Origin of the sequence: Methylobacterium sp. SyP6R (assembly GCF_019216885.1) — a bacterium.
In the GTDB taxonomy this organism is placed as follows: domain Bacteria; phylum Pseudomonadota; class Alphaproteobacteria; order Rhizobiales; family Beijerinckiaceae; genus Methylobacterium.
The window spans coordinates 2,351,747-2,375,653 of the sequence record NZ_JAAQRC020000001.1 but is presented as its reverse complement, the minus strand read 5'-3'; the positions used below and the strand labels follow the sequence as shown (position 1 = coordinate 2,375,653).

Here is a 23,907-nt window from a genome sequence, read left to right as displayed (position 1 = left end):
GTGGCGCTGTCTTCGTCGCTCAGAGCCGGTAGCGCTCGGCGAGTGCCAGGAGGGCGCTCGCGAGTTCGCTCAGGTTGGCGGCGGCGGCCTCGACCTGGCGGGTGCCGGCGGCGGTCTGCTGGCTCGCCTGGCGGATGTTCTGGAGTGCACCCATCACCTGCTCGATGCCGAGCTGCTGCTGGTTGGTCGAGGCGACGATCTGCTGGAAAGTCTGCACGCTCTCCTGCACCCGGGCGGTGATCTCCTCGATCGTCGCATGGGTGGTGTCGGTGCGCTCCTTGCCGACCGCCACGCGCTTGACCGCCTCCTCCGTCAGCATCACCGAGGCGTTGATGCCGCGCTGGATGTCGCCGAGGATGGCCCGCACCTGGCCGGTCGCCTCCTTGGCCTGGTCGGCGAGCGCCTTCATCTCGGAGGCCACCACGGCGAAGCTGCGCCCGCTCTCGCCGGCCGCCGCCGCCTCGATGGCGGCGTTGAGCGCGAGCAGATGCGTGCGCTCCGAGACGTCGTTGACGGTCGCGATGATCTCGCCGATCGCCTGCGTCTTCTCGCTCAAGGCGACGATATTCTCGGCCACCGCCTCGCTCTGCTCGCGGATCGCGTCCATGGCCTTCGCCGTCTCGTCGACGGCGCGAAGCCCGGCGCTCGAGGTCTGGGCGGTGGCCTGGGCGGTCGCGATCACTTCCTGCGCGCGCTTGCCGATCTGGGCGCCCGCATGGGTGATCTCGTCGACGGTGGCGGCGGTCTCCTGCACGGCGGCGAACTGCTCCTCGACGCTCGCCGCCTGCTCCTGGGCCGAGGCGCGGATCTCGGCCGCCGCCGCGTTGAGGTTCGAGGTCGAGGCGCGGTTCTGGCTGGCGAGCTGGCGCAGGCCCTCGACCATCTGGTTGAGCACGCCCCCCAGGCGCCCGAGCTCGTCGCGGCTGGTTTCGGCGATGCGGCCGGTGAGGTCGCCGCTGCCGACCTTGCCGACGAAGACCATCACGGCGTCGAGGGGCTGCACCACCGAGCGGCGGATCAGCACCGTGATGACGACCGCCATGACGACGCAGATCGCGAGCGCCACCAAGGTCGAGAGCCGGCTCTCCTCGTAGATCGCCCCGACCCGGCGCTGGCCGGCGGTGATCGCCCCGTCGAGGGCGTCGCGCGCCGCCCCCATGGTGCGCACGAAATTCTCCCCGGACTGGTCGAGGGCGGTCTCGGACGCCTGGATGGCCGGGACGTCGTTGGCGTTGAGCGCCTCGAACTGGCGCTCGGTGGCGGTGCGGGTGGTGCGCAGCTCGGCCCCGGCCGCGACCAGCAGCTCGGCGATGCGCTGCCAGGCGGCGGCGCGGTCGGCCGAGAGCGACTGCGCCCGGTAGTCGTTGGCGGTGGTGATGGCGCCGGCGAGCGCCGTCTCGGCGGAGGCGGCGATGCGCCGCCAGGTCACCGTCGGCTCCTCCTTGGAAGTCAGCTCGCGGCCGAGCGCGCGGAGATAGTAGCGGGTGGCCGCCTCGTCGCGCAGGTCGCTCATCCGGCGCTGTGCCTCGCGGATGTTCTCGAGCTGGTGCATCACCGTCAGGTCGCGGGTGACGATGATGTCGGTGGCGTTGCGCACCTCGCCGATCTGCCCGACCGCGTAGACGCCGAGCGCCACGATCACCAGGACGACGGCGGAAAAGCCGAGGAGGATGCGGTTCCCGATCGAGAGCGACACGCGAGAGGGTCTCTTTGGCTGGATGGCGGGGTCAGGCCGGCCCGGGGGGCTCGGCCGCGAGGAGCGGCGCCAGGAGAGAGGCGAGGTCGATCACCGCGAAGCCGGATGCGTCGGCACCATGGTCGTCGGCGGTCAGCGCGGCGCGGGCATAGCCCGCCACCGCCCGCCTGCCCAGCCCTTCGGCCGAGGTCTCGACCACGGCCTCGGCCATGGACAGGACGCGATCGACCCTGAGGCCGATGCGGGGACCGTCGCGGCGCAGGAGCACGACGTGGCCGGCGGCGCCCTCCGGGGAGGCCGGCGCGGTCCCCAGCGCCACCGCGAGATCGACCACGCTGACCAGCACCCCGCCCCGCCCGGTGAGGCCGACGAGCGCGGCCGGCGCTCCCGGCACCTTCGTGCAGGGCCGGAACGGAAACACCTCGGCGACGCCGTCGAGGGGCAGGCCGATCGTCTCGGCGCCGGCCCGGCAGACGAGCAGCGACCGGGTCGGCCGCGCCTCCGGCGCCGTCCCGCGGGCGGCGAGGCTGCGGGTGCGCGAATCCAGGATCGCCTCGATCCGGGCGGCGGTCAGGGCGGACTCGCCGGGCAAAGCCGGCCCGGCGGGAAGGGCGGATTGCGGCATCAGGCGGCCTCGTCGCCGAGGAGCGGCCGGGCGGCGCCGGAGAGGTCGGCGGCCGTGAGCCCGTCGCCCTCGGGCAGGGTCGCCTCGGCCGGCAGGGTTGCTGCGAGCCGCAGGGCATTGGCCACGGCGCGCCGCCCGGCCTCGCGGCGGCCGGCGGCGATCAGGGTGAGGCCGAGGTGGTAATGCGCCATCACGAACCCTTTATCGAGATAGAGCGCGCCGCGGAAGGCACGTTCCGCCTCGTCCGGCCGGGCGCGGGCGCGGGCCAGCAATCCTTCGTAGTAGCGCAGGCGCGGATCGGTCGGGTCCTGCAGGAGGGCTGCCCGGCAGGCCTGCCAGCTCGCCTCCAGGTCGCCGGCATCGGCGAGCGCCCGGACCACCGTGACGGGGCCTTCCGGCACGGCGACCGGGGCGGGCGCGGGCATCGCCGGCACGAACCGGGCCGGCTCCGGGACCGGCCCCGTCGGGGGCAGGAGCGGCATCCAGGCCGCGTCCGGGACCGGCTCGGGCCAGGCGGGCAGGGGCGGGCCTATGTCCGGCGCCATCCTGTCCTCCCGCCCGTCTTCCCGGCGGCGATAGGCGGCGGTGCCCGGCAGCGAGACGGCTTGCAGGAACTCCGCGAAGGCCGGGTTCGGCTCGGCATGGCCCAGCAGCAGCCAGCCGCCGGGCCGCAGGCGCTGCGCCAGGGCCCGCACCAGGGCCTGCACCACGTCCGGGTGGAAGTAGATCAGGACGTTGCGGCACAGGATGAGGTCGTAATCGGTCAGCGCCAGGGAGGCGGTGCCGTCCAGGAGGCTCATCAGGTTCTGCGGCTCGAACCGGGCGAGGCCGCGGAACTCAGGGCGCAGCGCGAAGGTGCCCTCTCGCGGGCCGGGCCGGAAATAGCGCTCGCGCTCCTCCGCCCCGAGGGTCCGCAGGGCCCAGGTGCCGTAGACCGCCCGCCGGGCGACTCCGAGCACGTCGCGGTTGATGTCGGTGCCGGTCAGCCCGATGCGCCAGTCGGGCAGGCGCTCGCCGAGGAGTTCGTGCAGCACGATCCCGACCGAGTAGGTCTCGGGCCCGGTGGAGCAGCCCGCGCTCCAGATCCGGAGCCGCCGCTCGGCGCCCCGGGCGGCGATGCGCTCGGGCAGGATCGTGCCGCGCAGGGCCGCGAATTGCTCGGCGTAGCGGAAGAAGAACGTCTCGCCGATGGTGATCTCGGATTCGAGCGCCGCCCACTCGCCCTCCGATCCTTCCAGCACCGCCAGGTAGCCGGCCGGATCGGGCACGCCCCGGGCGCGCATGCGCCGGCCGACCCGCTCCCACAGGAGGTCGTCCTTGTCGGCGTAGTAATGGTGGCCGGTGCGGGCGACGAGGCGGCTCTTGAGTGCCGCGAAGGCCGGGTCTCCGGTCGGGGCCGCGCCCTTCAGGGGCCGCATGTCCGGTTCAGGCCGCCCACTCGGCGAGCCGCGCCTGCGCCTCCCGGGTCTGCGCCGCGACGCGGTCGCGCTCCTCGGCGAGGAGGATGCGGTCGACCGCGAGCCCGTGCACCAGCCGCTCGCCGGTCCGGATCTCGGCGCAGACGCAGCCGTTCAGCGTCGCCCCGTCGGCGACCGGCCGCACCTGGGTCTGTTCGATCCGCACGACGTCCGCGACCCGGTCGACGAGCAGAGCCATGGGGGACTCGCTCTTGAGCAGGATCAGGTGGCGGTAGAGCACCGCCCGGGCCGTCGCCGGCTGGCCGAGGCCGAACAGGACCGCGAGATCGACCACCGGCACGGCGCTGCCGGCGAGGTTGAGGAAGCCGGCGAGCGCCCCCGGCGCCCCCGGCGGGCGCCACAGCCGGGGCAGGGGCAGGATCTCCCGCACCGCCTCGCGCGGCAGGGCGCACTCCGTCCCGGCGATCGCGACCAAGAGGTAGGCCGTCCCGGTCGTCATGCTGTGTACCCCCGCGGGCCGATCCGCCCATGCGTCAGATAGGGCAGGCGGGGACGGTTTCCAAACCGCCGGGAGCCTCCGCATCGCCTGAGCCTTGCGTCCTGTCGGCCCGCGCCGGAGGTGCTATGAGGCGCCGCCCGGCCCCGGGTCCCGACCCGTGAGGGGGCAGCGTCGTCCATGACCGAAAGATCGCCATGACCGAAAGATCGCCATGACCGAGAGGTCGCCATGATCGAGATCCGGCAGGTCACCCACGCTTTCGGCGAGCGCGTGGTGCTCCGCGACCTCACCCTCGACCTGACGGAACGGCGCATCGCGGTGGTGGGCGGCAACGGCAGCGGCAAGAGCACCTTCGCGCGCCTGCTCAACGGCCTGCTCCTGCCCTCGCAGGGGATCGTGCGGGTCGACGGGCTCGACACGCGCCGCGACGGCAGGGCGGTGCGCCGCAAGGTCGGCTTCGTGTTCCAGAACCCCGACAACCAGATCGTGCTGCCGGTGGTGGCGGAGGATCTCGCCTTCGGGCTGAAGAATCTCGGGCTGCCCAAGGACGAGATCGCCCGGCGGACCGAGGAGGCCCTGCGCCGCTACGACCTGTTCGGCTTGCGCGACCACCCGGCCCACCTGCTCAGCGGCGGCCAGAAGCAGCTCCTGGCGCTCGCCGGCGTGCTGGCGATGGCACCCGACGTGATCGTGTTCGACGAGCCGACGACGCTGCTGGATCTGCGCAACAAGCGCCGGATCGCGCAGGCCATCGACGGGCTTTCCCAGCGGGCGATCGTGGTCTCGCACGACCTCGCCTTCCTGGAGCATTTCGACCGGGTGCTGGTGTTCGAGGACGGCCGCGTCGTGGTCGACGGCCGCCCCGCGGTGGCGCTCCCGGCCTATGTCGCGAGGATGTCGTGACTCCCTATGTTCCGGGGGAGGGCCCTGTCCATCGCGTCCCGTCGGGGGCGAAGATCCTCGCGCTGATCGTCGCCGGCACTTGTCTGTTCGCCCTCCCGCGGGTCGATCTCGCCATCGCGGCGCTCGTCGTCACCGGGCTGCTCTACCGGCTCGCCGGCATCCCGGCCCGCCTCGTTCTGGCGCAGCTGCGGCCGTTGGCCTGGATGCTGGCCGTGCTGATCCTGGTCCAGCTCGCCCTCGACGGCTGGCTCGCCGGCCTGCTGGTGGCCGCCCGCCTCGCCGCCCTGGTCCTGCTCGCCAGCCTCGTGACGCTCACGACGCGCACCGCCGACCTGATCGAGGCGCTGCAACGCGGCCTGTCCTGGCTCGGGCCCCTGGGCGTCGATCCCGCCAAGGTGGGGCTCGCCATCGCGCTCACCTTGCGCTTCATCCCGGTGCTGGCCACCGTCACCGCCGAGGTGCGCGAGGCGCAGCGGGCGCGCGGCCTGGAGCGCAGCCTCGTGGCGCTCACCGTCCCGGTCGTCGTGCGGATGCTCAAGATGAGCGACGACATCGCGGCGGCGATCGATGCGCGCTCCTACGACCCGGACGGGGCTGGGGGATGAGACTCGTTCCAGTGGCGCGGAGTCACCGACATCCGCGCCATTCCATCCGCGACCTCATCCTGAGGTGTTAGTCGATCGAAAGTCGACTGACCTCGAAGGAGGGCTCCAGAAGTCTCGGCGCTATCCGGAGCCCTCCTTCGAGGCCAACCGATCTTCGATCGGCCGGCACCTCAGGATGAGGTCGCGGGTGGGTTTCACTCACACACCGCCGTCGGACGAAGCCTCGCGCTTTCCCCCCTCGCACCAAGGACTCCCATGTCGACCCGGGACATCGTCTTCGTCGCGCTCTTTGCTGCCCTCACGGCGGCCCTCGGACTGTTCCCGCCCGTCGTCCTGCCGGTCGTCGGCGTGCCGATCACCGCGCAATCGATGGGCGCGATGCTGGCCGGCGCGATCGCGGGTGCGACCCGGGGCGGGGCGGCGCTCGCCCTGTTCGTCGTCCTGGTCTGCGCCGGGCTGCCGCTGATGGCCGGGGGGCGGGGCGGGCTCGGCATCGTCATGGGCCCCGGCGGCGGCTTCGTGCTGATGTGGCCGGTCGCCGCGTTCGTGATCGGGCTCCTGTACGAGCGCTCGCTCCGCAGCCTCACGGTGTGGAAGGAGGCGCTGATCCTCGTCCTCGGCGGAATCGTCCTCCCCTACGCGGTCGGCATCCCGTGGATCGCGGCCGTCGCCCGGGTCGATCTCGCCAAGGCGGCGATCGGCTCGGCCTGGTTCCTGCCGGGCGACGCCGTGAAGGTGGTCCTCGTGGTGCTGATCGCCCGGGCGGTGCGCCGGGCCTATCCGACGCTCCCGCCGCGGGCGTGAGAGGAGTGTGTCAGGCGCCCGGCAGGGCGCGGCTGCCGGGCTTGACCGCCGGAATCGCGGCGAGCTCCGGCGGCAGCTGGTCGGCCGGGTAGTTCGGGATGTCGAGGGTGACGAGAGCGACCAGCGGCATGCCGAGATCGGCCTTGCCGCCCGAGCGGTCGATCAGGCAGGCGGCGCCCACCACCTCGCCGGGCTCGGAGGTCAGGGCCGACAGGCATTCGCGCGACGACAGGCCGGTGGTGACGATGTCCTCGACCATCACCGCGCGGGCGCCCTTCGGGATCTGGAAGCCGCGGCGCAGGGCGAACGGCTTGCCGGGATCGCGCTCGACGAAGATCGCCTTGGCGCCGAGCGCCCGGGCGGTCTCGTAGCCCGGCACGATGCCGCCGATCGCCGGCGAGACGACGTAATCGACCCGGCCGTAGCGCTCCTCGATCCGCTCGGCCAGCGCGCCGCAGACCCGCGCCGTGCGCACCGGATCGGTGAAGATCGCCATCTTCTGCAGGAACACCGCGCTGTGCAGCCCGGAGGAGAGCACGAAATGCCCCTCCAGCAGGGCACCGGCGGAGCGGAATTCGGCGAGGACGTCGTCGGGGGTCATGGTGGCCTTCAGTGGTCGTTGGGGCGTCACTGAATCGGGGCTTGTGGCAGCGCGCCCGCCCGGGTGCAATCCTGTCGGGCGCCGGCGATGGGCCTGCGCCTCCATGAAAAAAGCCCCGGCGCGACCGCACCGGGGCTCCTTTCGTCGTCGAGGCGAGCCGGGGCGATCGCCGCCCCGGCCCGCCCGATCCTCAGTAGTTGTAGGCCCGCTCGCCGTGATCGGCGAGGTCGAGGCCTTCGCGCTCTTCGTCCTGCGTCACCCGCAGGCCGACCACCACGTCGACGATCTTGTAGAGGATCGCCGAGCCGATGCCCGACCACAGGATGGTGAAGCCGACCGCCTTGGCCTGGGACAGGAAGGCCGGGCCGAACTCGTAGGCCGCGGCCACCAGCTCGCCGGGCTTCGTCGCGTAGTCGGGGGCGCCGACGCCGCCGAGCGCCGGGTTGACCAGGATGCCGGTGGCGAGCGCGCCCAGGATGCCGCCGACGCAGTGCACGCCGAAGACGTCGAGGGAGTCGTCGTAGCCGAGCGCGTTTTTGACGGTCGAGCACATCACGAAGCAGACGGCGCCGGCGACGAGGCCCAGCACGATCGAGCCCATCGGGCCGGCGAAGCCGCAGGCCGGGGTGACGGCGACGAGGCCGGCGACCGCGCCCGACAGCATGCCCAGCAGCGACGGCTTGCCCTTGGCGGCCCACTCGACGAGGAGCCAGGACAGGCCGGCCGCGGCGGTGGCCACGAAGGTGTTGATCATGGCAAGCGCCGCCGAGCCGTTGGCCTCCAGGTTGGAGCCGGCGTTGAAGCCGAACCAGCCGACCCACAGCAGCGAGGCGCCGATCATCGTCATGGTGAGCGAGTGCGGGGCGAGCAGGTCGCGGCCGTAGCCGATGCGCTTGCCGAGCATCAGGCAGCCGACGATGCCGGCGATGCCCGCGTTGATGTGCACCACGGTGCCGCCGGCGAAGTCGAGGGCGCCCCACTTGAACAGCAGGCCGGCATCGGCGTTGACGGCGTCGAGCGCGTCCTGGGCCGCCTTCTTGGAGGCCTCGTCGGTGGCCGCCGCCAGCGCCTTGGCGGCGTTGCCGACCGCGTCGGGGCCGCCCCAGTACCAGACCATGTGGGCCATCGGGAAGTAGATGAAGATCAGCCACAGCGTGCTGAACAGCAGCAGGGCCGAGAACTTCATGCGCTCCGCGAAGGCGCCGACGATCAGCGCCGGGGTGATCATCGCGAACGTCATCTGGAAGCAGATATAGACGTATTCGGGGATGACGACGCCGTTCGAGAAGGTCGCTGCGACCGAGTTGGCGTCGACGCCGCGCAGGAACGCCTTCGAGAAGCCGCCGACGAAATCGTTGAGGCCGCCGCCATTGGTGAAGGCGAGGCTGTAGCCGAAGAACACCCAGACGATGCAGGCGACGCAGACGATGGCGAAGACCTGGGTCAGCAGCGACAGCATGTTCTTGGTGCGCACCAGGCCGCCGTAGAACAGCGCCAGGCCCGGCACCGACATCATCAGCACCAGCGCGGACGAGATCAGCATCCAGGCGGTGTCGCCCTTGTTGGGCAACGGCGCCGCGGCCGCGGCGGCCGGCGCTGCCGTCGCCGCCTCGACGGTCGGCGTCTGCGCCAGGGACGGCTCCACCAGGAGGAGCGCCAGCGCGGCGCCTCCCAGGCCCAGAGCCAGGACGTTGCGAAGCTTCATGGAAGAGGAACTCCCGATGGAATCGAAGGCAATGGCGTGTAAGGAGTCGCGGGACACCGTAACGGCCCCGCGTGGAAAGCGATCTCGGCAGATTTGCGGTTCGCAACTCTGCCTATTGTCTTATTGTTTCCGCATCATGTTCATCGCCGAACCGGTGGGCGCCTCGGCAATTGCGACTTAGAGGGCGTCGACGTCGGTCTCGCCGGTGCGGATGCGCACGGCCTTCTCGAGCGGCATCACGAAGATCTTGCCGTCGCCGATCTGGCCGGTGCGGGCGGCGGCCGCGATGGTGTCGACGACGTTCGAAACCAGGTCGACGGCGACCGCCACCTCGATCTTGAGCTTGGGCAGGAAGCTGACGGCGTACTCGGCCCCGCGATAGATCTCGGTATGTCCCTTCTGCCGGCCGTAGCCCTTCACTTCGGTCACGGTCAGGCCGTGCACGCCGATGCTGGTGAGGGCGTCGCGGACCTCTTCCAGCTTGAACGGCTTGATGATGGCCATGACGATCTTCATGGGACGAGCCCCCTTTCGATTTGGCGTCTGACGCCCGGGCGGACCGGGGCGACGTGTGAACCGGCGTTCGAGGCGAACCCGTTGGCCCCCAGGCGCCGGTCTCGAAAGGCATCAATCAAGGAACGTGCCACGATCGGGCGACGGTCCTACGGACAAGCTGCCCGGTTCCTGGGCCGATTGCGGATAATGAAGCCGCTCCGGATGGCAATGCCGGTGAAAGAAGCGGCAATTGCCCAAATCGTGGGCGTAGCAGATCAGGCTTCCGGCTCGGGGTGCACACGCTTCTCGCGGATCATGCCCTCCTGCGCGACCGAGGCCACGAGGGTACCGTCGCGGGTGAAGATCAGCCCGCGGGAGAAGCCGCAGCCGCCCGACGCACTCGGGCTGTCCTGGGCGTAGAGCAGCCACTCGTCGGCCCGGAACGGCCGGTGGAACCACAGGGCGTGGTCGAGGCTCGCCGGCTGGATCTCGCTCTCGAACACCGTGCGGCCGTGGGGCGCCAGCGAGGTGTCGAGCAGCGTCATGTCCGAGGCGTAGGCGAGCACCGCCTGGTGGATCGCCGGATCGTCCGGCAGGGGCGAGGTGGCGCGGATCCAGACGTGGAACCGCGCCGGGCCCGGCTCGCGCGAGCCGTAGCGGGCGAGCTCGACCGGGCGCAGTTCGATCGGCCGCTCGCGCTCGAAATAGGCCCGGACCGGCTCGGGCATCCGCGGCAGCATCGAGGCCTTGAGCGCGCCTTCGCCCGGCAGATCCTCCGGCATCGGCACCGCCGGCATCTCGGCCTGGTGGTCGAAGCCCGGTTCCTCGACGTGGTAGGAGGCCGACATCGAGAAGATTGGCCGTCCGTGCTGGATCGCCACCACCCGGCGGGTGGTGAAGCTGCGGCCGTCGCGGATGCGGTCGACCTCGTAGACGATCGGCACCTTCGGATCGCCGCCGAGCAGGAAATAGGCATGCAGCGAGTGCGGCCGGCGCTCGGGCGGCACCGTCCGGGTCGCGGCGACGAGGGCCTGGCCGATCACCTGGCCGCCATAGACCCGCTGCCAGCGATCCTTCGGCGAGCGGCCCCGGAAGAGGTTCTGCTCCAGCGGCTCCAGGTCGAGGATGTCGAGGAGGTCGGCGACCGCGTGCAAGGGCGTGTATCCGGGCTGGTGGAGGGGTGCGTAGCTGACGCAGGCCGATGCGCGCCGTCAAGCGACGCCAAGCGCTCGCCTTGTGCTATGAGGCGGCCCACCGGACGAGCAGCGGGCGAACGCGAGATGGCGCAGGGTGTGGGCGTGAGCGGGCGGCGGGGAGCGGCGCGGGAGATCGTGGTCGCGGGCGGAGGCTTGCCGGGTCTGGCCCTGGCCCTCGCCCTGCGCCAGGCCCTCGGCGAGGCCGTGCGGGTCACGGTCTGCGATCCGGCCTTCGGCCGAATGGGCACCCCGCGGGACCTGCGCGCCTACGCGGTGGCGGCCGCCGCCCGGCGGATGCTGGAACGCCTCGGCGTATGGGACACGGTCGCTTCCGGTGCCCAGCCGATCCGCGAGATGGTCATCACCGACAGCCGCCTCGCCGACCCGGTGCGGCCGACCTTCCTGACCTTCGAGGGCGAGGTCGCCGCGGGCGAGCCCTTCGCCCACATGATCGAAGGCGGCGGCCTGCTGAGCGCCCTGCGCGACGCCGCCGCCGCTGCCGGCGTGGTGCTGGAGGCGAGCCCCGTCTCGGCGGCCGTGCCGGAGACCGACAAAATCGGCGCGCGCCTGCCCGACGGTCGGACGATCCGGGCCGATCTCGTCGTGGCGGCGGACGGCGCCCGATCGCGCCTGCGCGAGGCCGCCGGCATCGGCTGGGTCGGCTGGTCCTATCCGCAATCGGGCATCGTCGCCACGGTGGCGCATGAGCGCGACCACGAGGGACGGGCGATCGAGCATTTCCTGCCCTCCGGCCCGTTCGCGGTGCTGCCGCTGCCGCAGAATGGCTCTCTTGGCGGGCCGCTCGGCCACCGCTCCTCGATCGTCTGGACCGAGCGGCAATCCGAGGTTCCTGCCCTTCTCGGCGGCGGTCCCGAGGAGACCCTGATGGAGGTCGAGCGGCGCTTCGGGCTTGCGCTCGGTCGGCTTGCCCTCGAATCGCCGCTCCGGGCCTATCCGCTCTCCTTCGGCATCGCCCGGCGCTTCGGCGCCCGGCGCCTGCTGCTGCTGGGAGACGCCGCCCACGTCATCCACCCGATCGCCGGCCAGGGCCTGAATCTGGGCCTGCGCAGCGCCGCCGCCCTGGCGGAGGCGCTGGCCGACACGATGCGCCTCGGCCTCGACCCGGGCGGTCCCGAGGCTCTGGAGACCTACGAGCGCAGCCGGCGCTTCGACACGCTGGCGATGGGCGCGGCCACCGACGGCCTCAACCGCCTGTTTTCCAACGATGCCCTGCCCGTCCGCCTCGCCCGCGACCTCGGCCTCGGCCTGGTCGATCGGCTTCCGGGCTTGAAGCGGCTGTTCATCCGCGAGGCGGCGGGGTTGCGGGGGCGGCAGCCGCGGTTGATGCGGGGGGAGGCGTTGTAGGCGGGTGTGGCCGTTGCGTTCGCGTGAGAGCATTGTCCGACGAGGTGGATGCCGGCGTGTCGCGAAAGTGCGGTAAAATCGAAGACTTGGAGCGGCGCCCGATCGCGGCGCCGCAGTAAAACGACACGGAAGGCTGCGCTGTGCGGGAGCGACGGCCGCACCTCAACCTTGGCGCTCACCAGAATCCGACCGCGGCCAGAGCTTGAACCGGATGTATTGTTCGACCGTGAAGGCGCTCCCGCCCAGAACGGTGAGGGCGACGATGGCTTCGCGAAAGTCCCCAGGATTGGTCATCGGTGTTCTCCCAGGTGGGTGGACCTCGTTCGAGATCGGCAGCCGCTTGATCTCGACTGCACCTAGGTAATGCCGCGGATTGTCATTGGGTTTCGGGAGCCCATGCCGAAATCGGCATCGATGGCATTAAGAATTTTTAACGCTTGAACCGAACCCGCCCTCACCGCAAATCCGCCACGTGCCGCACCGCAAAATGCGTCAGCTCGGTCAGCGTCGCCACCCCGAGGCGCTGGCGGAGCGCTGCACAGGAATTGGTCACCGTCTTGTAGCTGACCGACAGATCCTCGGCGATCGCCGCGTAGCCCCGTCCCTCCGCCAGCAGCGCCAGGATGCGGCGCTCGCGGGCGCTGAGCGCACCCAGCAGGGAGCGGCGCGGATCGGCCTGGAGCAGGGCGACCTCGGTGGCGAGCCGCCCGTCGAGATAGGGCCGCCCGGTCCGGACCTGCTCGTAGGCCCGCACCAGGTCACCGGCGGGCGCGTCCTTGAGCACGTAGCCGATAGCGCCGGCGGCGAGGGCCCGGGCGACGATCGCCGGGTCGGCATGCATGCTGAACACCAGCACCCGGGTGGCCGGCACCCGCTTGCGCACCCGGCCGATCAGGGCGAGGCCGGCCAGATCCCGGCCCGGGAAGGCGAGGTCGATCACCGCCACCTCGGGCCGGCGGCGCAGGATCGCGCGGTAGCCCTGCGCGAGGCAGGCCGCGCCCCGCACCTCGGCGCCCGCATCCTCGAACAGGCGCCGGGCGCCCTGGAGCACGATCGGGTGATCGTCGACGATGACGACGGTGCGGGTCACGGAGCCTCCTCCTCGGGCGTGCCGGCCGGGAGCACGATCCGCAGGGAGGTGCCCGGCGCGCGCGGCTCCAGCGCGAGCCGGCCGCCCAGGGCCTCGACCCGCTCGCGCATCCCGGCGAGTCCCCGTCCTTCGCGTCCCACGCCCCCTGCAACGCCGGGATCGTCGGCCAGGCCGCTCCCGTCGTCGTCGACGCTGAGGCGCAGGCTGTCCGCCTCGTCGGCGACCGCCACCGTCACCCGCGACGCCCCGGCATGGCGGAGCGCGTTGGTCAGCCCCTCCTGCACGCAGCGATAGATCGTCAGGTCGACGAGGTCGCCGTAGCCGGCCTTCAGCCCGGCGAAGCGGCCCTCGACCGCGATCTCGGGATGGTGCCGGGCCGCCTCGCGCACCAGGAGCTCGAGACAGCGGGCGAGCGGCACCTGACCGAGGCCGGCCGGGCGCAGGCGGTTGAGCAGCGCCCGGTTGATGGTCTGCACCCGCGTGACGATCGCCGCGATGTCGTCGGTGCGCTGGATCAGGCGGCTGCGGGCCGGCTCGTCGAGGGTTCCGGCGATGCGGGCGATCGAGGAGGAATTGGCCTCCATCGCGAACAGGCAGGGGCCGAACTCGTCGTGGAGTTCGAGCGCCGTGCGCCGCCGCTCGTCTTCCTCGGCGGTCATGACGCGGCGATGGAGCCGGAGGTTGGCCGCCCGCGCCGCGCCGAGCGCCTCGGCGAGGCGGTTGAACCGGGTCGCGATCACCGCCAGCTCGCGGGTGTCGGGCCGGCCGACCCGGGCGTCGTAATCCTGCTGCTCGAGCCGCGTCAGCCCGGCGGCGAGCTGGGCCAGCGGGCTCAGGATCCGCCCGAAGGCGACATAGAGAATCACCAGCATGGCGAGGCTCAAGGAGAGGCCGGTGAGGCCGAGCGCCAGGGCGTAGCCCCAGACCTCGTCGATCTCGTCCGAGGGCTCGGCGGTGACGAGCGCGGTGCCGATGCGGGCACCGCGGAGCACCAGCGGCACCTCGTGACGTTGCGCCGGCGGGGCGATCAGGGCGGCGAACCAGCGGGGCGCGCGCCGCGTGCCCTCCCGCCGCGGGCCGGCGGCCACCGGATGGTTGGCGGCGTCGAGCAGGGTCACCCGGACGTGGCGCAGGCCCTGGAAGCGGTAGGACAGGGTCCGGAACAGGCCGGGCAGCGGCGCATCCTGCCAGGTCTGCAGGGTATCGGCCTGAAGGGTCTCGGCCACCAGCGGCTCGACCACCGCCAGCGAGGCCGCGGTCTCGACCTCGGTGGCGGTGCGGGCCTTGTGGATGATGACCGCGCCCGAGATCGCCGCCGCCACCAGGTTGATGAGGACGACGACCACCATCAGCCGCGCCCGCATCGGGCGGCCGGACCAGAGGGCGGGCAGGCGCCGGCGGGGGGCGGCGTCGGGCTCGGTGGTGGGGAGCGGGGTCGGGCGCAACGGGCTCTCGGGGGAGCGAGGGAAAGCCGCGATACGGCAGGCCGCGGGAGACTGGAAAAGCGCGGGACCCCCTCTCCCACACGGGAGAGGGGGTCCCGCGCCATTCCGGTCCCTGAATGTTTCCGGACCGGCCCGGCATGACACGAGCCCGCCGGCGGGCCCGCTGTCAATCTGATCGGCTGGCCTACCAGGTCATTCGCACGCCGCCATAGACCGACAGCGGCTGCACCAGGGTGGTGGTGCGGGGATCGTTCAGCACGTAGCGGCCGGCGAAGTCGTCGCTGCGCTCCAGGAAGGTGCCGAAATTGGCGTAGCGGTTGTTGAACAGGTTGGTCACCAGGCCGAAGATCTGGACGGTCGGCGTCAGCTGGAAGCTGGTGTTGAGGTTGGCGGTGAAATAGGCCGGCAGCTTGCGGTTGAGGTTCGACTCGTCGCCGCGGAAATAGGACGACGAGAACGCCTGCATGTTCATGCCGAAGCGCCATTGCGGCGTGATCGCGTAGTCGAAACCGGCCTTGAACTGGTGCTCGGGCACCAGCGGCAGCTTGTTGCCCGGGCGCACGGTGATGAGCCCGTCATCGGCGAGCGGGTTGTTGGGCGAGGACAGGTCGCCGCGGAACTGGAAGGTGGCGTCGATCAGCGCGTAATTGGCATAGAGGCTCAGCCGCTCGGTGACGTACTCGGCCGCGACCTCGATGCCCTGGCGCTGGGTCGCCGGCACGTTGACGTAATAGCCGCGCGCCGCGTTGCCCGGCACGGCGATCTGCAGGACGTCGTTGGTCAGGTCGGTGCGGAAGGCGCCGAGCTTGTAGTTGAGCAGGCCGCCCTCGTAGAAGTTCGGCACCGCGCCGCGGAAGCCCACCTCGTAGGTGCGCGCCACGACCTGCTTGAGCGGCGGGTCGGCGACCAGCGAGTTCGGCAGCAGGCACGGCCGGTCCGGGTTGGCGCAGGCGAGCTCCAGCGGCGTCGGCGCGCGGTTCGACTCGGAATAGCCGCCGTACAGGGTCAGCCAGTCGTAGAAGCGGTAGGTCAGCCCGGCGACCGGATTGATCCGGCTGAAGTAGTGTGTGCCGGTGACGTCGGGCGAGAAGCCGGTCAGGTCCTGGGTCGAGATGCGGGCGAAGTTCAACCGCGCGCCGGCGGTGAGCGAGAGCCGGTCGGTGACGTCGAACGTGTCGAGGGCGTAAAGGCCCATATAGAGGTTCGAGCCGGTGACCTGGCTCGGCGCGATGCCGAGCGCCCCGGCGGTGCGGATCGGGCCGACGCCGAGGCCGGGAATATTGCCGTAGGTCGGGTTGTTCGGGTCCGTCGTGATGCTCAGGTCGGGATTGATGACCCCGAGCGTGCTCGCCGACTTGAAGGTGTAGTTCGCGACGTCGATGCTGCCGCCGACGATGAAGGTGTTGCCGTGGTCGAGGATGCGGTCGCGGTTGGTCGCCTGCAGGCTGCCGCCATAGCCGGTCGCCTCGTTCCGGACGGTATCGATCGTGCCGTAGGGCACGCCGGCCCGGAACGGGATCCGCTGGTTCTGCGGCCCGAGGATCAGGAACTGGTTGCGGAACTGCGCCTGGGTCTGGCCGGCGCTGGGGGAGAAGCCGTCATCCTCGAAGCACAGATTGCCGCGGAAGTTCGAGCGCGACGAGCAATTCTCGAAATTGCCGTCGTTGCCGTCGATGTAGGATTGGCTGAAGCGGCGGACATAGGCGTTGCCCGACAGGTCCCAGGTCGGCGAGATGTTGACCTTGCCGGTGACCTGGATCTGGCCGACCTCGGTGGTGGTGGTCTGCGGATAGGTGAAGATCGCCCGCGGGTCGACATGGGTGAAGTCGACCGGGGTCGCGGCGGCGGCGCCGAAGAAGGTCCGGGCGCCCGACGCGATGACGTGGAACTCGGAATCGAGGCTGCGGTGGCCGATATCGGCGTAGAGGCGACCGATCTCGGACGGCGACTTGTAGCGCCAGCCGGCATCGCGCAGGCCCTCGCCGGCGAAGTAGAAGCTCCAGGGGCCGATCACCTCGCCGTATTGCAGGGTCCCGAGGATGCGGCCGTTCGAGCCGCCCATCACCGAGACTTCCTTGCCCTGCCAGGTGAAGCCATTCTTCATCTCGATGTTGACCGCGCCGCCGAGCGCGTTGAGGCCGAAGATCGGGTTGCCGGTGACGATGTCGATGCGGTTGATCGCGACCTGGGGAATCAGGTCCCAGTTCACCACGTCGCCGAAGGCCTCGTTGATGCGGGTGCCGTTCTGGTAGACGGCGAGCCCCTGCGGCGCGCCCTGGAGCGGCGAGGCGTCGAAGCCGCGATAGGTCAGGGTCTGGCGGAAGCTGTTGCCCTGGCCGTCGGAGAGGTTCACGCCGGGCGTCGTGCGGGCGAGGGTGAAGGTCGGGTCGAGGGTGGCGCGGTCCTGCTCGAGCTTCCTGGCCGTCACGGTCTCGACGGTGAAGGGCACCTTGGCCAGCGGCAGGGCGCCGCCCTCGATCCGCTCGCCGGCGCTGCGGGTGCCGCCCGCGCCGCCGACCGGCGTCACCGGCACGACGTCGATCGTCTCGAGGGCGATGGTGCCTTGCGCCACGGCCGGCGCGACCAGCGCGGCGGAGACGAGAGCGGTCGTGACCAGAAGTCCCCAGCGCGACGCCACCATGTCCGACACACTCCCCCGACCCGAATCGTCTGTGCGGCGCCGCACGGCGCCTCGCTTGGGTAGGAGAGATAGCGAGCTTCACCATTCTGCCGCAATCCCGCCGGTGGGGGCATTGCACATTCCAGTGGTTCCGAGGCAGAGTTGCCGCCTGTCCGTGGCTCGCCGTGACCTGACGGCAACAATCTGAGAATGCGATAAGACTTCGGTCGGGAAGATTCGGCAATCGAAACTGCTGGATATTCTCGGGTGATCGACTTACCCGTATGGGCCCCCCGTGTCAGGGCTGGCCGAGGGCCGCGACCGCCTCGGCCCCGCTGAGGGCGGCGCTGTCCCACTGCGCCGGCCGGTCGATCGCCGCACGCAGCATCGCCTTGTAGACGTGGCGCGGCACCTCCTCGGCACCGAACTGGGCGAGATGGCTGGTGACGAACTGAGCGTCGAGCAGGGTATAGCCGCCGCGCTTCAGCCGGGCGGCGAGGTGGACGAGCGCCACCTTCGAGGCGTCCCGGGCGGTGTGGAACATGCTCTCGCCGAAGAAGGCCGCGCCGAGGGAAACGCCGTAGAGCCCGCCGACCAGGGTCCGGGGCTCGCCGGCATAGACCTCGACGGTGTGGCAATGGCCGAGATCGAACAGCTCGCCGTAGAGGGCGCGGATGCGGGCGTTGATCCAAGTGCGGTCGCTGTCGCGGCGCGGCGCGGCGCAGCCCTCGATCACCGCGTCGAAGTCGTGGTCGGTCACCACTTCGAAGCCGCCGTTGCGCACCGTGCGGGCGAGGCGGCTCCCAAGATGGAAGCGGTCGAGGGGCAGGATGCCCCGCTCCTTCGGCTCGACCCAGTACAGGGTCGGATCGTCCGCATCCTCCGCCATCGGGAAGATGCCGGCCGCGTAGGCCTTGAGCAGGATCTCGGCGGTGATCTCGACGTTCAGGCTGCCGTGCATCGACGAGGGTTCCGGGCGCGGACGGGCGGCCACTCTCCACCCGGTTCAGGCTCCGGCAAAGATAGGGCATCGGGCCTCACGCGACGAGGCGCGGCCCGCGGCTCTGGGCCACGGGCCGTCCCCGACCGTGACGGTCTGGTTCAGTTCGACGGGCCGCCCGCCGTGTTGCCGAGGTTCGGGTTCATGCGGCTCGGCATCGCGGCATTGCCACCCTTGGCCGAGTCGACCACGGTCTCGACGGTATTGCGGCCGACGCCGCCGACGGGTGCCGGGCGCTCAGGGTTCACCACGCTGCCGGTGGTGAGGGGGCCGACCACCGGGGCGGCCGGGTTCGGCGCCAGCGGGGCCTGGGTCACCTGGGCGAGGGCGGGGGTGGCCAACAGGACGGCCACGGCGGCGAGCTTGATCACGCGCATCGTCAATCTCTTTCGGATAAGATTTGTTCCGGTGCGGCCTTGATTGTTCATGATCGCTGGATAACCAAGAGATCATGAGGTCTGTTCTGGCCGCTGTCGCCAGTAGAACTGGCGAGGCGCCTGGCCGTTCCGCGGCGCCGCAAAAATTTTGCGCACCAACGATTGTTGCAATGCCGCATCCGAAAACACGAAAGGGCGCCTCGCGGCGCCCCTTCGGAACGAGGGATCCGATCGAGACGGTCCTCAGGCGATCTCGAGCCCGCCGGTCTTGAGGAATTCCTCGAGCCAGTGGATGTCGTAGAGGCCGTTCTGGATGTCGGAATTGCGCACGAGCGTGCGGAACAGCGGCAGCGTCGTGTCGACGCCCGCGACCACGAACTCGTCGAGCGCCCGGCGCAGGCGCATCAGGCACTCGTTGCGGGTGCGGCCGTGCACGATGAGCTTGCCCATCAGCGAATCGTAGTGCGGCGGGATGCGGTAGCCCTGGAAGGCCGCCGAATCGACCCGCACGCCCAGTCCCCCCGGCGGATGGAAATAGGTGATCGTGCCGGGCGAAGGCCGGAAGGTCGCCGGGTGCTCGGCATTGATCCGGCACTCGATGGCGTGACCCTCGACCCGCACGTCCTCCTGGCGCACCGACAGGGGCGCGCCCGCCGCCACCCGGATCTGCTCGTTGACGAGGTCGATCCCGGTGATCATCTCGGTGACAGGGTGCTCCACCTGAATACGAGTGTTCATCTCGATGAAGTAGAACTGCCCGTCCTCGTAGAGGAACTCGATCGTGCCGGCGCCGAGATAGCCCAGCTCCTGCATCGCCCGGGCGACCGTGCCGCCGATCTGCTCGCGCATCTCGGCGTTCAGCGCCGGGGAGGGGCCTTCCTCCCACACCTTCTGGTGCCGGCGCTGGAGCGAGCAATCGCGCTCGGCGAGGTGGATGGCGTTGCCGCGGCCGTCGCCGAGCACCTGCACCTCGATGTGGCGCGGCTTCTCGAGATACTTCTCGATGTAGACCGCGTCGTCGCCGAAGGCGGCCTTCGCCTCGGTGCGGGCGGTCATCAGCGCGTTCTCGATGTCGGCCTCGCTGCGGGCGACCTTCATGCCGCGGCCGCCGCCGCCGGAGGCCGCCTTGATCAGCACCGGATAGCCGATGTCGGCGGCGATGCGCTTGGCCTCGTCAGTGTCGGTGACGCCACCCTCGGAGCCCGGCACGCACGGGATGCCGAGGCGCTTGGCGGTGCGCTTGGCCTCGATCTTATCGCCCATGATCCGGATGTGCTCGGCCTTCGGGCCGATGAAGCCGATGCCGTGGTGGTTCAGCACCTCGGCAAAGCGCGCATTCTCCGACAGGAAGCCGTAGCCCGGATGCACCGCGTCGGCGCCGGTGATCTCGCAGGCGGCGATGATCGACGGGATGTTGAGGTAGCTGTCGCGGGCCGGCGGCGGCCCGATGCACACGCTCTCGTCGGCGAGCCGCACGTGCATGGCGTCGGCATCGGCGGTGGAATGCACCGCCACCGTCGCGATGCCGAGCTCCTTGGCGGCCCGCAGGATCCGGAGCGCGATCTCGCCCCGGTTCGCGATCAGGATCTTGTCGAACATGGGGGCCTTAAACTTATTCGATCAGCAGGAGGGGCTCGCCGAACTCGACCGGCTGACCGTCCTCGATGAAGATCGCCGTCACGGTGCCGGCGCGCGGCGCCACGATGTCGTTGAAGGTCTTCATCGCCTCGACGAGCAGCACCCGGGCGCCGCTCTCGACCCGCGAGCCGACCTCGACGAAGGTCTTGGCCTCCGGCGAGGGCTTGCGGTAGGCGGTGCCGACCATCGGCGACAGCACCGCGCCCGGATGGGCGGCGAGCGCCTTCGGGTCGGACTCGGCGGTGAGGACCGGGGCGGCGGGGATCGCGGCGGCGGGCAGGGGCGGGGCGGCGGCCGCCACCGGGACCTGCACCTGCTGCACGGCGCGCTCGCGGGCGACGCGGATGCGCAGGTCGCCCTTCTCGACCTCGATCTCGCTGAGATCGGTCTCGGCGATCAGGGTCGCGAGTTCGCGGACGAGCTCGGGGTCGAAGGGGTCATGCTTGTTGTTGGAGGGCACGGGCGGGTCTTCGGCAATCGTGAAAGGGGGCGGGGGCGGGCCCGCCGGGGCGACGCGCGGACGACGCGGGGGCGTCTTCCTGTCCGGCGGGCGATCGGCGGGCCTCATAGACCATGCGGCCGGCGCGCGATAGTGGCGCCGGCGCGACGGGCAAGCGGGAACCTCAGCAGGTGGCGTGGCCGCACTGGCGCACGCCGGCCACCGTCTTGCGGATCGGCTCGACGCCGACGGCGCCCGGGATGATCTCGTCGCCGATGATGAAGGCCGGGGTGCCCGACAGGCCGAGCTTGTCGCCCAGCCCCACATTCTCCTGCAGGGCCGCCTGGATGTCGGGGGCCTGCATGTCCTTCTGCAGCTTGGCGATGTCGAGGCCCATCTCCTTGGCCACCGCGATCGCCCGCTCGCCGTTCACCCGGCCGCGGCTCTCCAGCAGGCGGGTATGGTAGTCGAACAGCTTGTCGCCCTTGAGCTGCTGCTTCGCCGCGAGCGCGACCTTGCTGGCCTCGAGCGAATCGGGTCCGAGCACGGGGAAGTCGCGCAGGACCACCTTCAGCTTCGGGTCGCCCTTGATCAGGGTCTGGAGGTCGTTGAGCGCCCGCTTGCAGTAGCCGCAATTGTAATCGAAGAACTCGACCAGGGTGACGTCGCCGTTCGGGTTGCCGGCGACGAAGCCGTGCGGCGAGTTGTGCAGGGTATCGCGGGTTTCCTTCAGGGCGCTGGCCTGGGCGACCTTCTGGGCCTCCTGCTGGCGCTTCTCCAGCTCGGCCATCGCCTCCTGGAGGATCTCCGGGTTCTTCATCAGGTAGTCGCGCACCACGCCCTCGATCGCCTGGCGCTGGGCGTCGCTCATCGGGCTCGACGCCGCCGGAGCTTGGGCCGCCGGTGCCGCCGGGGTGGTGGTCGGCGATTGCGCCTGCGTCGGGGCAACCGCGGCGACGAGGCCCGCGAGGGCGAGGGCGGGCAGAAGGCGGGGCAGGGGCAGCATCGTCGTCCTCATCGGGGTCGTCCACCGTCGGTGGCGCGCGAACATGGCACGCTCCTTGACCCCTCGGTTAGGCGGTTTCGCGGCGGCCTTGTCAAATCACGCTTGGCGCTGGTGGCGGGGCGCAATCTCCGGCAAATCCCGCTATGTGCGGGGGCGCACCCGTTGCCGTACCCAAGGCCCGTCATGTCCGATCCCGCCGCTCTCGTGTCCCGCCGCGCCGCCCGCGTCGCGCCCTTCCTGGCGATGGACGTGCTCGCCGCCGCGGCGCGGCGCGAGCGGCAGGGCGACAGCGTGGTGCATATGGAGGTGGGACAGCCCTCGGCCCCGGCGCCGAAATCCGCCATCGCGGCGGCGCAAGCCGCGCTGGCTTCGGGCCGCATCCCCTATACCGAGGCGCTCGGCCTCGCCCCCTTGCGCGAGCGCATCGCCCGCCACTACGCCGAGGCCTACGGGGTCTCGGTGGCGCCCGAGCGGGTCGTCGTCACCACCGGCTCCTCGGCGGGCTTCGTGCTGGCTTTCCTGAGCCTGTTCGATGCCGGCGGGCGCGTCGCCATCGCGGCGCCCGGATACCCGGCCTATCGTTCGGTGCTCCAGGCCGTCGACCTCGAACCGGTGGGGCTCACCTTGCGTGCCGAGGACGGCTTCGTGCCGACCGCTGCCTCGTTACGGGCCGCCCATGCCGCTGCGCCGCTCTCGGGGTTGCTGGTGATGAGCCCGGCCAACCCCTCGGGCACGATGATCGACGAGGCGGGTCTTCGGTCCCTGGCCGAGGCCTGCCGCGCGATGAACCTGCGCTTCATCTCCGACGAGATCTATCACGGCCTGACCTACGGCGTGCCGGCCGCGACGGCGCTCGCCGTCGATCCCGAGGCCATCGTGATCAACTCGTTCTCGAAATACTATTGCATGACCGGCTGGCGCATCGGCTGGATGGTGGTGCCGGACGCCCTGGTGCGGCCGATCGAGCGGCTGGCGCAGAATCTCTACATCTCGGCGCCCTACCTGTCGCAGGTGGCCGCTCTCGCCGCCTTCGAGGCCACCGAGGAACTGGAACTGGTCAAGACCGACTACGCCCGCGCGCGGTCGCTGCTCCTCAACGAGTTGCCGTCGATCGGCCTCGGCGACGTGCATCCGGCGGACGGGGCCTTCTATCTCTATGCCGACGTCGCCCGGCTCACCAACGACTCGATCGGCTTCTGCCGCCGCATGCTCGACGAGGCCGGCGTCGCGGCGACGCCCGGCCTCGATTTCGACCCGGAGGCCGGCGCCCACCACCTGCGCCTGTCGTTTGCCGGCGGCGAGGCCGAGGCGCAGGAGGCGGTGCGGCGGCTCAGGGGCTGGCTTCGTTGATCGGAGGAGGACCCGAGCATGAGTGATCTGCACCCGGCGGCCGCAGGCGGGTTTTCCGCCGGTGCCGAGACCTATGCCCGCGGCCGGCCGGACTATCCGGCCGCCCTGAGCGCCTGGCTGCGCGAGACCCTGCGTCTCGAGCCCGGCCGGAGCGTCGCGGATCTCGGCGCCGGTACCGGCAAGTTCACCCGCCTGCTGGCGACGACCGGCGCCGACGTGACGGCGATCGAGCCGGTCGACGCGATGCGGGCGCAGCTCGCCGCCTCGCTTCCCGGCGTGACGGCGCGTCCCGGCTCCGCCGAGGCGATGCCGCTGGCAGATGCCAGCCTCGACGCGCTCGTCTGCGCCCAGGCCTTCCACTGGTTCTCGACGAAGGCGGCGCTCGCCGAGATCCGCCGGGTTCTCAAGGTCGGGGGCCGCTTCGGCCTGGTCTGGAACGTCCGCGACGACGGCACACCCTGGGTGGCGGAGCTGACCACGATCATGAACGCCCACGAGGGCGACGCGCCGCGCTACCACACGGGGGTCTGGCGGGGGCTGTTTCCGGCCGAGGGCTTCGGGCCCCTGCACGAGGCGTCGTTTCCGCACGGCCATACCGGCACGCCCGAGCAGGTGATCCTCGACCGTACCCTGTCGGTGAGCTTCATTGCGGCGTTGCCGGAGGCGGAGCGGGCAAAGGTGGCGCAGAGCGTGCGCGACCTCATCGCCCGGACGCCGGAACTGGCCGGTCGTGACGCGGTGACGTTTCCGTACCGGACGTTCGTCTATTGGTGCGAGCGGGTTTGCTGAGATTTTATTTGATCGGGACGATCGGGTTCAAACCCTCCATCGTCATCCCCGGGCCGCGCGGCGGAACCCGGGATCCATAATCGCTGACAGTGCAGGATGAGGCGGAACGCTAAACGCCTTGTCCGGCATCGTCAGTATTTATGGATCCCGGGTTCTCGACTTCGTCGAGCCCTGGGATGACGCGGAAAGGTGTCATACGGTTTCCGATTGATCGCTTCGCGATGCGGAAACCGGCTTCGCT

23 protein-coding genes are annotated in these 23,907 nt (G+C 70.8%); 6 read left to right on the top strand and 17 right to left on the bottom strand.

The genetic code is table 11. The features are described from left to right. Window positions 1-19 precede the first annotated feature (19 nt). From HBB12_RS10970 to HBB12_RS10955, 4 genes are read right to left on the bottom strand one after another with little or no spacing between them, the layout of a single operon-like run. The gene (locus HBB12_RS10970) at window positions 20-1,696 is read right to left on the bottom strand and encodes a methyl-accepting chemotaxis protein (protein ID WP_236989381.1); all 1,677 of its coding nucleotides are present in this window, start codon (window positions 1,694-1,696) and stop codon (window positions 20-22) included. Window positions 1,697-1,727: 31 nt separating this feature from the next. Beyond that, on the bottom strand, window positions 1,728-2,321 hold the full coding sequence (locus HBB12_RS10965) for a chemotaxis protein CheW (RefSeq protein ID WP_236989380.1): 594 nt from the start codon (window positions 2,319-2,321) through the stop codon (window positions 1,728-1,730). Beyond that, entirely contained in the window at window positions 2,321-3,739 is a 1,419-nt protein-coding gene (locus tag HBB12_RS10960) for a CheR family methyltransferase (protein WP_236989379.1), read from the bottom strand. Before HBB12_RS10960 ends, HBB12_RS10965 begins: the two co-directional genes overlap by 1 nt. Window positions 3,740-3,746: 7 nt before the next feature. Next, window positions 3,747-4,238 carry a chemotaxis protein CheW gene (locus HBB12_RS10955; RefSeq protein ID WP_236989378.1) on the bottom strand — a complete coding sequence of 164 codons (492 nt, stop codon included), beginning with the start codon at window positions 4,236-4,238 and terminating at the stop codon, window positions 3,747-3,749. A gap of 228 nt (window positions 4,239-4,466) precedes the next feature. Between HBB12_RS10955 and HBB12_RS10950 the strand changes: the two genes are divergently transcribed. From HBB12_RS10950 to HBB12_RS10940, 3 genes are all read left to right on the top strand, one after another. Next, entirely contained in the window at window positions 4,467-5,141 is a 675-nt protein-coding gene (locus tag HBB12_RS10950; RefSeq protein WP_236989377.1) for an energy-coupling factor ABC transporter ATP-binding protein, read from the top strand. After that, complete coding sequence (locus tag HBB12_RS10945) at window positions 5,138-5,746, top strand: energy-coupling factor transporter transmembrane component T family protein (RefSeq protein ID WP_236989376.1); 609 nt, start codon at window positions 5,138-5,140, stop codon at window positions 5,744-5,746. The genes HBB12_RS10950 and HBB12_RS10945 overlap by 4 nt, the downstream gene beginning before the upstream one ends. Window positions 5,747-6,001: 255 nt before the next feature. Continuing rightward, on the top strand, window positions 6,002-6,550 hold the full coding sequence (locus HBB12_RS10940; RefSeq protein ID WP_236989375.1) for a biotin transporter BioY: 549 nt from the start codon (window positions 6,002-6,004) through the stop codon (window positions 6,548-6,550). A gap of 10 nt (window positions 6,551-6,560) precedes the next feature. Here HBB12_RS10940 and pyrE read toward each other — a convergent pair whose 3' ends face one another. The 4 genes from pyrE to tesB form a co-directional block, all read right to left on the bottom strand. Beyond that, on the bottom strand, window positions 6,561-7,151 hold the full coding sequence (gene pyrE / locus HBB12_RS10935; RefSeq protein WP_236989374.1) for an orotate phosphoribosyltransferase: 591 nt from the start codon (window positions 7,149-7,151) through the stop codon (window positions 6,561-6,563). A 190-nt stretch (window positions 7,152-7,341) separates the two neighbouring features. Further along, on the bottom strand, window positions 7,342-8,856 hold the full coding sequence (locus tag HBB12_RS10930) for an ammonium transporter (protein WP_236989373.1): 1,515 nt from the start codon (window positions 8,854-8,856) through the stop codon (window positions 7,342-7,344). 177 nt (window positions 8,857-9,033) lie between these two features. After that, entirely contained in the window at window positions 9,034-9,372 is a 339-nt protein-coding gene (locus tag HBB12_RS10925; protein ID WP_048450383.1) for a P-II family nitrogen regulator, read from the bottom strand. Window positions 9,373-9,626: 254 nt separating this feature from the next. Further along, window positions 9,627-10,505, bottom strand: a complete 879-nt coding sequence (gene tesB, locus HBB12_RS10920) for an acyl-CoA thioesterase II (RefSeq protein ID WP_236989372.1) — start codon at window positions 10,503-10,505, stop codon at window positions 9,627-9,629. A 126-nt stretch (window positions 10,506-10,631) separates the two neighbouring features. Between tesB and HBB12_RS10915 the strand changes: the two genes are divergently transcribed. Next, window positions 10,632-11,912, top strand: a complete 1,281-nt coding sequence (locus tag HBB12_RS10915; protein WP_236989371.1) for an FAD-dependent monooxygenase — start codon at window positions 10,632-10,634, stop codon at window positions 11,910-11,912. 162 nt (window positions 11,913-12,074) lie between these two features. On the opposite strand, the gene HBB12_RS34275 is transcribed toward HBB12_RS10915, so the two are convergent. The 9 genes from HBB12_RS34275 to HBB12_RS10875 form a co-directional block, all read right to left on the bottom strand. After that, a complete protein-coding gene (locus HBB12_RS34275; RefSeq protein ID WP_272913264.1) occupies window positions 12,075-12,206 on the bottom strand; it encodes a hypothetical protein in 132 nt (43 codons plus the stop codon). 160 nt (window positions 12,207-12,366) lie between these two features. After that, window positions 12,367-13,002, bottom strand: a complete 636-nt coding sequence (locus HBB12_RS10910) for a response regulator (RefSeq protein WP_236989370.1) — start codon at window positions 13,000-13,002, stop codon at window positions 12,367-12,369. After that, window positions 12,999-14,447, bottom strand: a complete 1,449-nt coding sequence (locus tag HBB12_RS10905) for an ATP-binding protein (protein ID WP_236989369.1) — start codon at window positions 14,445-14,447, stop codon at window positions 12,999-13,001. The genes HBB12_RS10910 and HBB12_RS10905 overlap by 4 nt, the downstream gene beginning before the upstream one ends. 184 nt (window positions 14,448-14,631) lie before the next feature. Beyond that, a complete protein-coding gene (locus tag HBB12_RS10900; RefSeq protein WP_236989368.1) occupies window positions 14,632-17,088 on the bottom strand; it encodes a TonB-dependent receptor in 2,457 nt (818 codons plus the stop codon). 277 nt (window positions 17,089-17,365) lie between these two features. Beyond that, window positions 17,366-18,028, bottom strand: coding sequence for a leucyl/phenylalanyl-tRNA--protein transferase (aat, locus tag HBB12_RS10895; RefSeq protein ID WP_236989367.1), 663 nt, complete (start codon window positions 18,026-18,028; stop codon window positions 17,366-17,368). Between the two features lie 140 nt (window positions 18,029-18,168). Beyond that, on the bottom strand, window positions 18,169-18,444 hold the full coding sequence (locus tag HBB12_RS10890; protein ID WP_236989366.1) for a hypothetical protein: 276 nt from the start codon (window positions 18,442-18,444) through the stop codon (window positions 18,169-18,171). A gap of 243 nt (window positions 18,445-18,687) precedes the next feature. Beyond that, window positions 18,688-20,043 (bottom strand): acetyl-CoA carboxylase biotin carboxylase subunit, encoded by a 1,356-nt coding sequence (accC, locus tag HBB12_RS10885; protein WP_236989365.1) that lies wholly within the window; start codon window positions 20,041-20,043, stop codon window positions 18,688-18,690. 13 nt (window positions 20,044-20,056) lie between these two features. Continuing rightward, window positions 20,057-20,542 (bottom strand): acetyl-CoA carboxylase biotin carboxyl carrier protein, encoded by a 486-nt coding sequence (gene accB / locus HBB12_RS10880; RefSeq protein ID WP_236989364.1) that lies wholly within the window; start codon window positions 20,540-20,542, stop codon window positions 20,057-20,059. A 163-nt stretch (window positions 20,543-20,705) separates the two neighbouring features. Next, window positions 20,706-21,527: a DsbA family protein gene (locus HBB12_RS10875; RefSeq protein ID WP_236992745.1), complete on the bottom strand. Its 822-nt coding sequence runs from the start codon at window positions 21,525-21,527 to the stop codon at window positions 20,706-20,708. Window positions 21,528-21,710: 183 nt separating this feature from the next. Between HBB12_RS10875 and HBB12_RS10870 the strand changes: the two genes are divergently transcribed. After that, complete coding sequence (locus HBB12_RS10870) at window positions 21,711-22,877, top strand: aminotransferase class I/II-fold pyridoxal phosphate-dependent enzyme (RefSeq protein WP_236989363.1); 1,167 nt, start codon at window positions 21,711-21,713, stop codon at window positions 22,875-22,877. 18 nt (window positions 22,878-22,895) lie between these two features. Continuing rightward, complete coding sequence (locus HBB12_RS10865; protein WP_236989362.1) at window positions 22,896-23,666, top strand: class I SAM-dependent methyltransferase; 771 nt, start codon at window positions 22,896-22,898, stop codon at window positions 23,664-23,666. The last annotated feature ends 241 nt before the right edge of the window (window positions 23,667-23,907 follow it).

Coding starts and splice junctions, on each gene's coding strand:
- HBB12_RS10925 (WP_048450383.1), bottom strand. CDS start 9,372: ATGAAGATCGTCATGGCCATCATCAAGCCGTTCAAGCTGGAAGAGGTC.
- HBB12_RS10865 (WP_236989362.1), top strand. CDS start 22,896: ATGAGTGATCTGCACCCGGCGGCCGCAGGCGGGTTTTCCGCCGGTGCC.
- HBB12_RS10930 (WP_236989373.1), bottom strand. CDS start 8,856: ATGAAGCTTCGCAACGTCCTGGCTCTGGGCCTGGGAGGCGCCGCGCTG.
- HBB12_RS10940 (WP_236989375.1), top strand. CDS start 6,002: ATGTCGACCCGGGACATCGTCTTCGTCGCGCTCTTTGCTGCCCTCACG.
- pyrE (WP_236989374.1), bottom strand. CDS start 7,151: ATGACCCCCGACGACGTCCTCGCCGAATTCCGCTCCGCCGGTGCCCTG.
- HBB12_RS10870 (WP_236989363.1), top strand. CDS start 21,711: ATGTCCGATCCCGCCGCTCTCGTGTCCCGCCGCGCCGCCCGCGTCGCG.
- HBB12_RS10915 (WP_236989371.1), top strand. CDS start 10,632: ATGGCGCAGGGTGTGGGCGTGAGCGGGCGGCGGGGAGCGGCGCGGGAG.
- HBB12_RS10960 (WP_236989379.1), bottom strand. CDS start 3,739: ATGCGGCCCCTGAAGGGCGCGGCCCCGACCGGAGACCCGGCCTTCGCG.
- HBB12_RS10965 (WP_236989380.1), bottom strand. CDS start 2,321: ATGCCGCAATCCGCCCTTCCCGCCGGGCCGGCTTTGCCCGGCGAGTCC.
- HBB12_RS10890 (WP_236989366.1), bottom strand. CDS start 18,444: ATGCGCGTGATCAAGCTCGCCGCCGTGGCCGTCCTGTTGGCCACCCCC.
- HBB12_RS10875 (WP_236992745.1), bottom strand. CDS start 21,527: ATGCTGCCCCTGCCCCGCCTTCTGCCCGCCCTCGCCCTCGCGGGCCTC.
- HBB12_RS10900 (WP_236989368.1), bottom strand. CDS start 17,088: ATGGTGGCGTCGCGCTGGGGACTTCTGGTCACGACCGCTCTCGTCTCC.
- HBB12_RS10950 (WP_236989377.1), top strand. CDS start 4,467: ATGATCGAGATCCGGCAGGTCACCCACGCTTTCGGCGAGCGCGTGGTG.
- accC (WP_236989365.1), bottom strand. CDS start 20,043: ATGTTCGACAAGATCCTGATCGCGAACCGGGGCGAGATCGCGCTCCGG.
- HBB12_RS10955 (WP_236989378.1), bottom strand. CDS start 4,238: ATGACGACCGGGACGGCCTACCTCTTGGTCGCGATCGCCGGGACGGAG.
- HBB12_RS34275 (WP_272913264.1), bottom strand. CDS start 12,206: ATGACCAATCCTGGGGACTTTCGCGAAGCCATCGTCGCCCTCACCGTT.
- aat (WP_236989367.1), bottom strand. CDS start 18,028: ATGCACGGCAGCCTGAACGTCGAGATCACCGCCGAGATCCTGCTCAAG.